Below are 13,275 nucleotides of genomic sequence, written 5' to 3'. Positions count from 1 at the left end.
CCTCTAACGTTGAGTTAAGCCGACCGCTTTAGCGGGTCGGCTTGAACGAATGGTTAAGCTTCTTGAAGAAACAATTTCAAGCCAGAGAGACATAAGCCGATTCGACTCTCGCATTATCATCATGGCCCTTGTCAGGAACATACAGCCTAATCTGGCTATCAATCACTATAAGGTCAGAGCCGTGCTCCAAACATACGCCAAGCTCATTAAGAAGAGCGCATAAATCGGTACACTTGTAGTAAAACACCTGAAGACGTTTGTAGATTAGCGTGGCGGACGCAGGAAATAACTCCACCCCTTTGATCAGCTCATTACTAGCGTAATAGACGTGCACACCAATCTCATCGTATGCATCGGTCGTGTTCTTAGAGAACTCCGTCTTCCGAAACTCAACAAAATCCCCACCAAGTACGGAGCGCACTCTTTTCCTTGTCATACCTTGGCTTAATGGGCCGATTCGCCCTTCAGAGAACTCGAACTCCATACGAAAGACCCAGACTACTTAACGATTAAGCTAACGGGCAGGCAAAAGCGTAGCTTTTGACTGTCCGGCGAACGAAGTGAGCAGCGTTGAGCGACTTGTTAGCTGCCTTTATTAAAGTCATTTAGCAATTCCTTAAAATCCTGCCACTCTTTGTCTTCATAAAAAGTAATTTCAATCGGATATCTTGGGTGACCAGCAAGAGATTTATTTAGTGACTCTAAAAATGTTTCGTCGCTTCGTATTTGATATACGAGCTCTTTAAGATTTTTTCCTGTTCTGCTATAAACATGCTTGCAAATTCCTTGATTTTCTATCCCTTCTTCTAGGGTGTCTTCAAGTTCTATCATTTCCTTGTTGACGGATTCTTTAGGCATGCCATTGTTTTCGCTGCCATCATATTGCCATGAAACGACGACAAGCCTTGGATATTGCAAGCGAATTTCTTCTGCTGGAAATTCATTGACGAATTTGTAGATGACTGGGAAGCCGTCAATGTACATCCTGCCAATTATTCCTTTTGGCTCATCTGCTTTAGCGCTCATTAAAAGCAACACTCCTAGGATTGATGCAATGACTTTCGGCATGGGCAGCTAACAGTAATTAGATGGAATCCATGCTAACGGATAACAGTGGATTCGGTATAACTCCGCATTCGATCCTCCCCACGGGAGGACGATCTCCTTTTAAATCAATCAGTTGCCTTCCCCCTCCCCCACTACCCCGTATTCGCTTGACTGCCGTCTAACCCTCGCCTAAACACTGTACAGACATACAGCCACAACCATCTGGAGCCGACATGGACAGCCCCGCTCCCCAACCCCGTCTTCGCGACCAGTTCGAGGCGGTGATCCGCCTGCACCACTACAGCATTCGCACGGAGCGCACCTACTGGTACTGGATTCGTTATTTCATCCGTTTCCACCGCATGCGCCATCCGCGCGAGATGGGCACGCTGGAGGTCAATGCCTTTCTCAGCTGGCTGGCCACGCACCGTCAGGTGGCGGCGGCGACGCAGAACCTCGCGTTGAATGCGCTGGTGTTCCTGTATGCGAAGGTGCTGCTGCAGCCGCTCGATGAGATCGGCGAGGTGGTGCGCGTCAAACGGCCTGCGCGGCTTCCTCCGGTGCTGACCCATGCAGAGGCCACGGAGATCTCGGCCTGCTGGGTCAGCCGCATCGCCTGCTGGCCTCCTTGATGTACGGCGCCGGGCTGCGCGTGGTGGAGGCCACGCGTCTGCGCATCAAGGATGTGGACTTCGATCGGCAGATCATCACCGTTCGTGACGGCAAGGGGGCCAAGGACCGCACCACCTTGCTCCCGGCCTCGCTGATCGAACCGCTGGCGGAGCGCAAGCAGCGCATGCTGACGGCGTGGCAGCGCGGTGATCCCTTCTATCAGGCGGGCGTCAGCCTGCCCTTTGCCCTGGCGCGAAAGTATCCCGGCGCGCCGCGCGCGTTCGAATGGCAGTGGTTCTTTCCGTCCGCCACCCTTTGCCAGGACGCGACCGGCACGGCCGTGCGGCACCACATCCATGCGTCTTCGGTGCAGAAGGCCGTGAAAGGGGCGGTGCGCCGTTCCTCGGTACGCAAACCGGCCAGTTGCCACACCTTCCGCCATACCTTCGCGACCGAGCTGCTGTTGCGCGGCAGCGATATCCGTACGGTGCAGACCCTGCTGGGCCACGCCGATGTGCGTACCACGCAGATCTACACCCATGTGCTGGGGCAGGGTTTTGCCGGAGTGCGCAGTCCGCTGGGCTGAATGGGCAGGCACGCTACCGCCCTCCCCTGACGATGGAGATTTCGTTCTCTTGGGCAGGCGCAGGCGCACCGATTTGCTGGGCAGCATAAGGCGATGTGCCATCAGCGCCAAGCGTTTGGGTGGGCGGGCTGAAAAGCTCGCGAACGAGTTCGCTCCCACAGGGAGGGAAGGAGGGAGCTGGGGCTTAGGGGCTGTTTACCAGCCGAGGGTTTCCTTGAGGAACGGGATGGTCAGCCTACGCTGGGCCTGCAGGGAGGCCTGGTCGAGTTGTTCGAGGAGGTCGAACAGGGCGCTCATGCTGCGCGCGCCGCGGGTGAGGATGAAGCGGCCGACCTCGTCGGTGAGGTGCAGGCCGCGGCGCGAGGCGCGCAGTTGCAGGGCGCGCAGCTTGTCTTCGTCGGAGAGTTCCTGCAGCTGGAACACCAGCGACAGGGACAGGCGCGACTGCAGGTCGGGCAACTGGATGCCCAGCTCGCGGGGCGAGGCGCTGGCGGCCAGCAGCAGGCGTCGGCCGGCGTCGCGCAGGCGGTTGAACAGGTGGAACAGGGCTTCTTCCCAGTCGGCCCGGCCGGCGATGGCGTCCAGGTCGTCGAGGCAGACCAGTTCGTACTGTTCGAGGTTGTCCAGCAGTTCCGGGCCCAGCGTCACCACTTCGCCCAGCGGCAGGTAGAGGGCCGGTTCGCCATGCTGCTCGAAGCGCAGGCAGGCGGCCTGCAGCAGGTGGCTGCGCCCGACGCCGTCGTTACCCCACAGATAGATGAGGTTCTCCGCCCAACCCGCGTCGGCGTCGCACAGGCGCTCGACATAGCCGAGGGCCGCCGCGTTCGCGCCGGGGTAGTAGTTGGCGAAGGTGGCGTCGTCTCGCAGACGCACACCCAGGGGAAGCTGGACTGGTTTCATGCAGGCCGCTGCGGCAAGGCACTCGGTCGAAAAAACGCGGCCAGTGTATCGCTGCGGCGACGGCCCACACAATGCGCGGGCACATCAAAGAAAATCAAATACTTAGCCCGAGCCGGCCCTATTGGAAGTAGAGCGCGTTGTCGCTATACGCCTGGGCCAGTGCAGCGCCAGGCTGTGCCGGATCGCTCGCCAGGCGTACCGGCGGCGGCACTTCGCGCAGGCGCAGCAGAGCGAGCTGGGCACGCAACTGGTCGGGGCTGGCCTGCAGGCGATAGGTCAGGCGCGCGCCCTCGACCTTGCGCAGGCGCGGATGGAAGGGTTCGAGCAGGCGTTCCAGCTCCGCATAGCGCAGCAGATCGGCGTGATCGACCACCAGGGTCACCGCCGCCCCCGTCTCCGGGCGCACCACGAAACGCGGCGCCAGTTTCTGCTGCACGGCGAGCATCACGGCATCACCGAGTGCGGCCAGGCTGTTGCCGGTGGCCTCGCCCTGCAGCAGGTCCTTGCCCAGCCATACCTGCCAGCGGCCCTGCCAGTTCCCCCGGGCCGGCTTGGCCTGCACAGCCAGCAGGGCATCCACGCCATAACGCTGGGACGCCTTGCGCAGCTCCTGGGCGTCGTGGGCCATCAGCACATCGGGGGTGATCATCATCTGCTCGGTCAGATCGGCCAGTGGCAGTCGCAGCGGCAGGCCACGGTGCTGGGCGGCCTTCTGCAACAGGGAGGCGCTGTCCTGGGCATCACCGACCAGTTGCGCACCGTCGGGGGTTTCGGTCATCCACCAGACCAGCAGCTCGGGACGATCCGCCCCCCACAGCGACAGGCCGGCCTCGCGCAGCGCCGCGCCGGTCGTGGCGGGATCGAAGTCCACCACCAGGGTATTGCCGTCGTACACATAGCGGCTGACCAGGCGCTGGGGCGCTTCGCGCAGCGCCAGCAGTTCCGGGCGCAGGCTGGCTTCCGGGTCGCCGGTCAGGCGCAGCACCAGGGTGTCCAGGGCTTGTTGCAGGACCAGCAAGCGCTCGGCGGCATGCTGGCTGCCCACGGTTTCGCGCACCTGGTAGAGGCCGGGAACCGGCGCGGCAAGTGCGTTCAGACTCAGCAGGGACAGGCTGCACAGGGCAAGCAGAGGGGCGATGACACGCATGTGGGGTTCCCCGAGAAGGCCAGTGGCCATGAGCTGGAAAAGTTCCATACCTTAAACAGCCGCTCGACCAGCGGCAACCGCGACGGCACAGGATAGTCGCTGCCCGGCAAGCCTGCTAAAATCGCGCGCCTTCCCGGACCGCCCCCGATGGCCGGTCGCCTCCCCCGCACTCTCCCCCAGAAGGCCCGGATTTTATGAGCAAGCAACCCTCCATTAGCTACAAGGACGCCGGTGTCGACATCGACGCAGGCGAAGCGCTGGTCGAACGCATCAAGGGCGTGGCCAAACGCACCGCTCGTCCTGAAGTGATGGGCGGTCTGGGTGGCTTCGGCGCCCTGTGCGAAATCCCGGCCGGCTACAAACAGCCGGTACTGGTGTCCGGCACCGACGGCGTGGGCACCAAGCTGCGCCTGGCCCTGAACCTGAGCAGGCACGACAGCATCGGCCAGGACCTGGTCGCCATGTGCGTCAACGACCTGGTGGTGTGCGGTGCCGAGCCGCTGTTCTTCCTCGACTACTACGCCACCGGCAAGCTCAACGTGGACGTGGCCGCCACCGTGGTCACCGGCATCGGCGCCGGTTGCGAACTGGCCGGCTGCTCGCTGGTCGGCGGTGAAACCGCCGAGATGCCCGGCATGTACGAGGGCGAGGACTACGACCTGGCCGGCTTCTGCGTCGGCGTGGTGGAGAAGTCCGAGATCATCGACGGTTCCAAGGTGCAGGCCGGCGACGCGCTGATCGCCCTGCCCTCCTCCGGCCCGCACTCCAACGGTTACTCGCTGATCCGCAAGATCATCGAGGTGGCCGGTGCCGACATCGAACAGATCCAGCTGGACGGCAAGCCGCTGGCCGACCTGCTGATGGCCCCGACCCGCATCTATGTGAAGCCGCTGCTCAAGCTGATCAAGGACACCGGCGCGGTGAAGGCCATGGCGCACATCACCGGCGGCGGCCTGCTGGAAAACATCCCGCGCGTGCTGCCGGAAGGCACCCAGGCGGTCATCGACGTGGCCAGCTGGACCCGTCCGGCGGTGTTCGACTGGCTGCAGCAGCAGGGCAACGTGGACGAGGTGGAAATGCACCGCGTGCTGAACTGCGGCGTGGGCATGGTGATCTGCGTGGCCCAGAACCAAGTCGATGCCGCCCTGGCCAACCTGAAGGCCAGCGGTGAACAGCCCTTCGTGATCGGCCGTATCGACAGCGCCGCCGAGAACGCCCCGCGCGTCGTCCTGAACAACCTGAAGCAGCACTGATGAGCACACCCTGCAATGTCGTGGTGCTGATTTCCGGCAGCGGCAGCAACCTGCAGGCGCTGATCGACGACCTGGCCGCCGGGGATACCCCGGCGCGCATCCGCGCGGTGATTTCCAACCGCGCGGATGCCTACGGCCTGGTGCGCGCCGCCAACGCCGGCATTCCCACCCAAGTGCTGGACCACAAGGCCTTCGCCAGCCGCGAGGCCTTCGACGCCGCCCTGCAGGAAGCCATCGACGCCTACACCCCCGACCTGGTGGTGCTGGCCGGCTTCATGCGCATCCTCACCCCCGCGTTCGTGCGCCATTACCATGGCCGCATGTTCAACATCCATCCCTCGCTGCTGCCCAAGTACAAGGGACTGGACACCCACAGGCGGGCGCTGGACGCCGGCGATGCCGAGCATGGCTGCAGCGTGCATTTCGTCACCGAGGAACTCGACGGCGGTGCGCTGGTCGTACAGGCCTCTACCGCGGTGTTGCCGGGCGACACGCCGGAAAGCCTGGCACAGCGGGTCCATGGCCTGGAACACCGCATCTATCCGCTCGCTGTGCGCTGGTTCGCGGAAGGTCGCTTGCGACTGGAAGGCGATGGGGCAATGCTGGATGGCGAGTCATTGCTCCCGACCGGCAGGCTGATCCGCTCCTGAGGTGCGTTCCGGCCGATGGCGGCCGGAACCTATCCTGGGAGATGCCGATGGTTCGCACCCTGCTGTTGTTCGTCACCCTGCTGTTGTTCGTCACCCTGCTTGTGCCGCCTGCGCAGGCCTTCGAGCTGCAACCCTTCTCCGCCAGCTATACCGCCGATTTCAAGAACGCGCCGTTCGCCGGCACCGCCGAACGCAGCCTGGCCCAGCTGCGCGATGGCAGCTGGGAACTGCGCTTCGAGGCCGCCATGCTGGTGGCGCGCCTTACCGAACGCAGCCGTTTCCGTATCGAACAGGGCGCCCTGGTGCCGGTGAGCTACCAGTATTCACGCAACGGCCTGGGCTCCTCGCGGACGGTAGAGCAGGACTTCGACTGGAGCACCCGGCAGATCCTCGGCCTGCGCAAGGGCAAGGCCTACCGCGTACCCCTGCATCGCGGCCTGCTGGATCGCTCGACCTATCAGCTGGCCCTGCAGCAGGACGTGGCACGCGGCAAGACCAGCATGACCTATCAGGTGCTGGACGAGACCGAGGTGGAAACCTACGACTTCCGCGTGCTCGGCGAGGAGAACGTGCGCACCCGCGCCGGGCTGATCCGCGCGCTGAAGGTGGAGCGTGTGCGCGACCCGGGCCAGAGCCGCCGGCAGACCACCCTGTGGTTCGCGCCGAGCTGGAACTACCTGCTGGTGCGCCTGCACCAGCGGGAGAACGACGGCAAGGAGTACCAGATCATGCTGAAGAGCGGCGAGGTGAACGGCGAGGCGGTGAAGGGGCGGTGAGCGCTGGTTGGTTGGCGCGCCGTGCCGGCGCGATGGGGGACAAAAACAACGTTGTCCACCCTACGCCCCACGTACCCACGTACCCACGTACCCACGTACCCACGTACCCACGTACCCACGTACCCACGTACCCACGTACCCACGTAGGGTGGATCGCGCTCTACCGATCCACCAAGCGCGCCCCCCTGGGCGCGCCGTGCCGCGCGTTACCACATCAGGTCGTCGGGCACCTGGTAGGCGGCGTACGGATCGTCCGGATCCACGTCCTGGCTCTTGGGTTCGTTGAGCAGGATGATGCGCTGCGGGTCGCGCTCCTTGATCTTCAGCGCCGCGTCGCGGGGAATCAGTTCGTAGCTGCCTTCGTAACGCACGATCGCCAGCGAACCGCGGGACAGCTTGTCACGCAGGGCGTCGTTGACCGCCAGGCGCTTGACCTTCTTGCCATCGACGAAGTTGTAGTAGTCCTCGGTCTTCAGCTTGGGCAGGCGGCTGGTTTCGATCAGTTGCTTGATCTGCGCGGTGCGCGCCTTCTGCTCGGCTTTCTGTTGCTGCTGACGGTTCAGCTCCTGGTCGCGCGCCTGCTTTTCGGCGTACGCCTGCAGGGCGGCCTGACGCTGCGAATCGTCCTTCTCCACCTGGCCCTTTTTCTCCAGGCGTTCCTGTTTCTGCTTCTGCTTGACGGCCTGCTTGGCCTGCTTTTCGTTGACCAGCCCGGCCTTGAGCAGCTGGTCGCGAAGGGAAAGACTCATGATTCGACTCGTCGTTGATCGGTTCGTGAAAGGGGCGACTAACCGCAGGAAGCATCCTTCTCGGCCTTCTTGGCCTCGCCCCAGAGCGCATCCAGCTCGGCGAGGGGGCAATTCTCGATGGGCCGGCCGGCTTCCCGCAAGGCCTGCTCGATAAAACGGAAGCGCCGCTCGAACTTCTGGTTCGCCGCACGCAGGGCGTCCTCGGGATTCACGTCCAGATGGCGGGCCAGGTTGACCACGGTGAACAGCAGGTCGCCCAACTCTTCCTTCAGTGCCGCTTCGTCACCGGTACTCATGGCTTCCAGCAGCTCGTCCTGCTCCTCGCGCAGCTTGTCGAGGATCGGCAGCGCTTCCGGCCAGTCGAAGCCGACCCGCGCGGCGCGCTTCTGCAGCTTGGCGGCGCGGCTCAGCGCCGGCAGCACGGTCGGCACATCGTCCAGCAGCGACAGCTGTTCCGGCGCGGCGGCCTTCTCGGCGCGCTCCTCGGCCTTGATCTGCTCCCAGCGTTCCTTGATGGCCACCTCGTCGAGGCGCGGCAGGTCCGGCGAACCGTACAGGTCGCCATCCGGAAACACATGGGGATGACGGCGCACCAGCTTGCGGGTGATGGCATCCACCACCTCGGCAAAGCCGAAGCGCCCTTCCTCGCCGGCCAGCTGGCAGTAGTAGACCACCTGGAACAAGAGGTCGCCCAGCTCGCCCGGCAGGTGCGCGAAGTCACCGCGCTCGATGGCGTCGGCCACTTCGTAGGCTTCCTCGAGGGTGTGCGGCACGATGCTGCGAAAGTCCTGCTGCAGGTCCCACGGACAGCCGCGCTGCGGATCGCGCAGGCGGGCCATCAGGTGCAGCAGGTCGTCGAGCTGGTACATGGGCTATTCCTCGGCGGTCACGACGCCCGCTGGCGCTTCGCCTCGATGACGTTGGGCAGGCGCGACAAGCGCGCCAGCAGCCGGCCGAGGGCATCCAGGCCGGGAATCTCGATGGTCAGCGACATCAGCGCGGTGTTGTCTTCCTTGTTGCTGAGGGTGTTGACCGCCAGCACGTTGATCTTTTCGTTGAGCAGCAGCTGCGACACGTCGCGCAGCAGGCCGGAACGGTCGTAGGCGCGGATGACGATCTCCGCCGGGTAGGTCTTGACCGGCACCGGTCCCCAGCTGACCTGAATGATGCGCTCCGGTTCGCGACCTTCCAGCTGCAGCACCGAAGGGCAGTCCTGGCGGTGGATGCTCACACCACGACCCTGGGTGATGTAGCCGACGATCGGGTCGCCTGGCAGCGGCTGGCAGCAGCCGGCCATCTGGGTGAGCAGGTTGCCGACGCCCTGGATCTGGATGTCGCCACGTCCGCCGGGGCGAACCACCTGGCTGGGCGCGCGGCGCGGAATCAGCTCCAGCTGGTCGTAGTCGCGCTCCGGCTCGACCAGCTGCTGGGCCTGGTTGACCAGGTGCGCCAGGCGCAGGTCGCCGGCGCCGAGGGCGGCGAACATGTCCTCCACCGACTTGAGGTTGGTGCGCTCGACCAGCTTGTCGTAGTCCACCGAGGCCAGGTCCAGGCGCGCCAGCTCGCGTTCCAGCAGCGTCTTGCCGGCGATCACGTTCTGCTCGCGGGCCTGCTGCTTGAACCAGTGGATGATCTTGGCGCGCGCCCGCGACGTGGTGATGTAACCCAGGTTGGGGTTCAGCCAGTCACGGCTGGGCGCCCCGCCCTGCTTGGTGGTGATGATCTCCACCTGCTCACCGGTCTGCAGGCTGTAGTTGAGCGGCACGATGCGCCCGTTGACCTTGGCGCCCCGGCAGTTGTGGCCGATCTCGGTGTGCACCCGGTAGGCGAAGTCCAGCGGCGTGGCGCCCTTGGGCAGGTCGACGGCGTGGCCGTCCGGGGTGAACACGTAGACACGGTCCGGCTCGAAGTCCACGCGCAACTGCTCGGCCAGGCCGCCGATGTCGCCCAGCTCCTCGTGCCATTCCAGCACCTGGCGCAGCCAGGAGATCTTCTCCTCGTAATGGCTGGAGGTGGCCTTGACGTCGGTGCCCTTGTAGCGCCAGTGGGCGCACACGCCCAGCTCGGCTTCCTCGTGCATCGCGTGGGTACGGATCTGCACCTCCAGCACCTTGCCTTCCGGGCCGATCACCGCGGTGTGCAGCGAGCGGTAGCCGTTCTCCTTGGGGTTGGCGATGTAGTCGTCGAACTCCTTGGGAATGTGCCGCCACAGGGTGTGCACGATACCCAGCGCGGTGTAGCAGTCGTGAATTTCCGGCACCAGCACGCGCACCGCGCGCACGTCGTAGATCTGGCTGAACTGCAGGCCCTTCTTCTGCATCTTCCGCCAGATGGAATAGATGTGTTTCACCCGCCCGCTGATGTCGGCCTTGATGCCGGTGGCGTTCAGCCGTTCGCGCAGCTGGTCCATGACGCGGGCGATGTACTGCTCGCGGTCGAGTCGCCGCTCGTGCAGCAGCGAGGCGATCTGCTTGTACTGCTCGGGCTCCAGGTAGCGGAAGGACAGGTCCTCCAGCTCCCACTTGATGTGGCCGATGCCCAGGCGGTGGGCCAGCGGCGCATAGATGTCGAACACCTCGCGGGCCACGCGGTGGCGCTTTTCCTCGTCGGCGTTCTTCACCGCGCGGATGGCGCAGGTGCGCTCGGCCAGCTTGATCAGCGCCACGCGCACGTCGTCGACCATGGCCACCAGCATCTTGCGCAGGTTCTCCACCTGCACCTGGCTGTTGAACACCGTGGTGTCGCGCGGGTTCACGCTGGCGCTGATGGCCGCCATGCGCAGCACGCCTTCGATCAGCTTGGCCACCACCGGGCCGAAGCGCTCGGAGACCTTCTCCAGCGGCACCTGCCCCTCCCGGACGGCGCGGTAGATCACCGCGGCGACCAGCGAATCCTGGTCGAGCTTGAGGTCGGCGAGGATCTCGGCGATCTCCAGGCCGGTGCGAAAGCTCGACGCGTTCTCGGCCCAGCGGTGCTGACCTTCCTTGGCCTGCAGCTCGGCCTCGCGGGCAAACTCGCACGCCGCGCGCAGCCCTTCGCGGTCCACCGCCGGGTCGAGCGTCGCCATGTGCTCGAGCCAGGCGTCGAGGTTGACGCTCCCGTCGGTGTTGATCGGCTGCTGTGCCCTGACCTGTACCATTTCTGCTTCCCCTGTGGCATGCCACGCATGCCGGCAACTACATCACGCCGCCCTCTCGCGGGGTCGGTCGATCAACGCATGACAGCCCGGCTCAGGCCGGGTCGCGCACAAACAAGGCCATGGCTTCGACATGCGCCGTCTGCGGGAACATGTCGAGCATGCCGCCTCGCCTGAGCCGATAGCCCCGGGTCGCCAATTCGGCGGCATCCCGGGCCAGTGTGGCCGGATTGCAGGAAACATAGAGCACGCGGCGCGCACCCAGGGTTTCCAGCTGACGGACCATCTCCAGCGCGCCATCGCGAGGCGGATCGAGCAACACGGCGGGAAAACCACCGCGCGCCCAGCGCGCCTCGGCCAACGGCTGGGCCAGGTCGGCCTGGTGAAACTGCACGTTGTGCAGGCCGTTGGCGGCGGCATTGTCGCGCGCCCGCTCGACCATGCCTGCTATACCTTCGACGCCCACCACCTCGCCTGCCCGGCGCGCCAGCGGCAGGGCGAAATTGCCCAGCCCACAGAACAGATCCAGTACCCGCTCATCGCTGCCCGGCGCCAGCCAGTCCAGCGCCTGGGCGATCATCGCCTCGTTCACCGGGGCGTTGACCTGCACGAAATCCCCCGGCCGGTAGGCCAGGGCCAGTTGCCAGTCCGGCAGTGAATAGCCCAGCGCCGCGCCTTCGCTGGCCGGCTGCGGCTCGCCAGCGCCGTGCAGCCACAGCTGCGCGTCATGGTTGGCGCAGAAGATTTGCAGGCGCGCGAGATCAGTAGCATCCAGCGGCGCAGTATGGCGCACCAGCACGGCCTGCGCGGTGCCGCTGAACAGCTCGACATGGCCCAGGGCCTGCGGCCGGGACAGGCTGCCCAGCAATTCCGGCAGTGCACGCAGAATCGGTTGCAAGGGCTGTACCAGCACCGGGCAGTCGCCGATGGCGACGATGGCCTGGCTGGCGGCGGCGCGGAAACCCACCTCCAGGCGCCGAGCCTTGGCATCCCAGCGCACGGCGATGCGCGCGCGGCGCCGGTAGCCGAATTCGGGACCACTCAACGGCGCCGCCCATTCCTCGGGCTGCAGGCCGGCGATGCGCTGCAATTGCTCTTCGAGGGTGCGCGCCTTCAGTGCCAGCTGCGCCTCATGGGGCAGGTGCTGCAGGGTGCAGCCGCCACACTGGCCGGCATGGGGACAGGGCGGCGTGCGGCGCTCCGGCGCGGCGTCAAGGATGCGCTCGGCGCGTGCTTCGACGACCTGGCTGCGCGCGGCCAGCACCCGCGCCTCGACCCGCTCGCCGGGCAGCGCGCCGGCGACGAACCAGCTGCGCCCGTCGACAAAGCCGATGCCACGGCCATCGTGGGCCAGACGTTCGATCTGCAACTGTTGTTTCTTGCCCGTGGGCAGCGACGCCGAACGGGTGCCGTTACCGGTCTGGAAACGCAGACTCGGTGCACGTTTGGCCATGTGTGTGATTCCTGGGGGAAGCGGATGCAACCCGGCGATTCAGCGCGCCGGGTCGAAGACTCCGGTGGACAGGTAGCGATCGCCACGGTCGCAGATGATCGCCACGATCACCGCGTTCTCGACCTCGCGGCTCAGGCGCAGCGCCGCCGCTACCGCGCCGCCGGAGGACACGCCGCAGAAGATGCCCTCTTCGCGGGCCAGGCGGCGCATGGTGTCCTCGGCCTCGGCCTGGGACATGTCGACGACGCGATCCACGCGGCTGGCATCGAACACCTTGGGCAGGTACTCCTGCGGCCAACGGCGGATGCCGGGAATCGCCGAGCCTTCCATGGGTTGCAGACCGACGATCTGCACGGCCGGGTTCTGCTCCTTGAGATAGCGCGACACGCCCATGATGGTGCCGGTGGTGCCCATGGAACTGACGAAATGCGTCACCGTGCCGCCGGTCTGCCGCCAGATCTCCGGGCCGGTGGTCTGGTAATGCGCCTCGGGATTGTCATCGTTGGCGAACTGGTCGAGCACCTTGCCCTTGCCCTGGGCCTGCATGGCCAGCGCCAGGTCGCGGGCGCCTTCCATGCCTTGTTCCTTGCTGACCAGGATCAGCTCGGCGCCATAGGCGGTCATCGCCGCCTTGCGCTCGGCGCTGGAGTTGTCCGGCATGATCAGGATCATCCGGTAGCCCTTGATCGCCGCGGCCATGGCCAGGGCGATGCCGGTGTTGCCGGAGGTGGCTTCGATCAGGGTATCGCCGGGACGGATATCGCCGCGCAGCTCCGCCCGCGTGATCATCGACAGCGCCGGTCGATCCTTCACCGAACCGGCCGGGTTGTTGCCTTCGAGCTTGACCAGCAGGGTGTTGCTGGTATCGCCGGGCATGCGCTGCAGGCGCACCAGGGGCGTGTTGCCAATGCATTCGGCGATGGTGGGATAGCGCTGGGACATGACTTCGCGATCGCAGGGTCAGGA

Annotated in this window: 12 protein-coding genes and 1 pseudogene; 4 read left to right on the top strand and 9 right to left on the bottom strand. The window is 64.9% G+C overall.

Annotated features, from left to right (window positions below; all coding sequences use genetic code 11):
- Nucleotides 1–76 precede the first annotated feature (76 nt).
- Nucleotides 77–484 (bottom strand): hypothetical protein, encoded by a 408-nt coding sequence (locus PT85_RS17480; RefSeq protein WP_139181990.1) that lies wholly within the window; start codon nucleotides 482–484, stop codon nucleotides 77–79.
- A gap of 98 nt (nucleotides 485–582) precedes the next feature.
- Nucleotides 583–1,068 (bottom strand): DUF695 domain-containing protein, encoded by a 486-nt coding sequence (locus PT85_RS17685; RefSeq protein ID WP_197058161.1) that lies wholly within the window; start codon nucleotides 1,066–1,068, stop codon nucleotides 583–585.
- A gap of 212 nt (nucleotides 1,069–1,280) precedes the next feature.
- Here PT85_RS17685 and PT85_RS18505 point away from each other — a divergent pair.
- Nucleotides 1,281–2,245: pseudogene (locus tag PT85_RS18505) on the top strand (integron integrase).
- A 195-nt stretch (nucleotides 2,246–2,440) separates the two neighbouring features.
- On the opposite strand, the gene hda reads toward PT85_RS18505, so the two are convergent.
- Nucleotides 2,441–3,145, bottom strand: a complete 705-nt coding sequence (hda, locus tag PT85_RS06035) for a DnaA regulatory inactivator Hda (RefSeq protein ID WP_039606179.1) — start codon at nucleotides 3,143–3,145, stop codon at nucleotides 2,441–2,443.
- Between the two features lie 118 nt (nucleotides 3,146–3,263).
- Complete coding sequence (locus tag PT85_RS06030; RefSeq protein ID WP_039606178.1) at nucleotides 3,264–4,292, bottom strand: DUF2066 domain-containing protein; 1,029 nt, start codon at nucleotides 4,290–4,292, stop codon at nucleotides 3,264–3,266.
- 194 nt (nucleotides 4,293–4,486) lie between these two features.
- On the opposite strand from PT85_RS06030, the gene purM reads away from it, so the two are divergent.
- From purM to PT85_RS06015, 3 genes are read left to right on the top strand one after another with little or no spacing between them, the layout of a single operon-like run.
- Entirely contained in the window at nucleotides 4,487–5,545 is a 1,059-nt protein-coding gene (gene purM, locus PT85_RS06025; RefSeq protein WP_039606177.1) for a phosphoribosylformylglycinamidine cyclo-ligase, read from the top strand.
- Nucleotides 5,545–6,195 (top strand): phosphoribosylglycinamide formyltransferase, encoded by a 651-nt coding sequence (gene purN / locus PT85_RS06020; RefSeq protein WP_027590419.1) that lies wholly within the window; start codon nucleotides 5,545–5,547, stop codon nucleotides 6,193–6,195. The genes purM and purN overlap by 1 nt, the downstream gene beginning before the upstream one ends.
- A 47-nt stretch (nucleotides 6,196–6,242) precedes the next feature.
- Nucleotides 6,243–6,971: a DUF3108 domain-containing protein gene (locus PT85_RS06015; RefSeq protein ID WP_039606377.1), complete on the top strand. Its 729-nt coding sequence runs from the start codon at nucleotides 6,243–6,245 to the stop codon at nucleotides 6,969–6,971.
- A gap of 206 nt (nucleotides 6,972–7,177) precedes the next feature.
- Here the strand turns inward: PT85_RS06015 and PT85_RS06010 are convergent, their stop codons facing one another.
- From PT85_RS06010 to cysM, 5 genes are all read right to left on the bottom strand, one after another.
- The gene (locus PT85_RS06010) at nucleotides 7,178–7,720 is read right to left on the bottom strand and encodes a DUF2058 domain-containing protein (RefSeq protein WP_027590417.1); all 543 of its coding nucleotides are present in this window, start codon (nucleotides 7,718–7,720) and stop codon (nucleotides 7,178–7,180) included.
- A gap of 38 nt (nucleotides 7,721–7,758) precedes the next feature.
- On the bottom strand, nucleotides 7,759–8,589 hold the full coding sequence (gene mazG / locus PT85_RS06005) for a nucleoside triphosphate pyrophosphohydrolase (RefSeq protein WP_027590416.1): 831 nt from the start codon (nucleotides 8,587–8,589) through the stop codon (nucleotides 7,759–7,761).
- 17 nt (nucleotides 8,590–8,606) lie between these two features.
- Nucleotides 8,607–10,859: a GTP diphosphokinase gene (gene relA / locus PT85_RS06000; RefSeq protein WP_027590415.1), complete on the bottom strand. Its 2,253-nt coding sequence runs from the start codon at nucleotides 10,857–10,859 to the stop codon at nucleotides 8,607–8,609.
- A gap of 91 nt (nucleotides 10,860–10,950) precedes the next feature.
- Entirely contained in the window at nucleotides 10,951–12,309 is a 1,359-nt protein-coding gene (rlmD, locus tag PT85_RS05995) for a 23S rRNA (uracil(1939)-C(5))-methyltransferase RlmD (protein ID WP_039606176.1), read from the bottom strand.
- A gap of 39 nt (nucleotides 12,310–12,348) precedes the next feature.
- Nucleotides 12,349–13,251, bottom strand: coding sequence for a cysteine synthase CysM (gene cysM / locus PT85_RS05990; protein WP_039562940.1), 903 nt, complete (start codon nucleotides 13,249–13,251; stop codon nucleotides 12,349–12,351).
- Nucleotides 13,252–13,275: the final 24 nt, after the last annotated feature.

The sequence above is a fragment of the Pseudomonas flexibilis genome, assembly GCF_000806415.1.
Classification (GTDB): domain Bacteria; phylum Pseudomonadota; class Gammaproteobacteria; order Pseudomonadales; family Pseudomonadaceae; genus Serpens; species Serpens flexibilis.
Note: the sequence above shows the minus strand (reverse complement) of the source record. Positions and strands in the feature narration are given on the sequence as shown.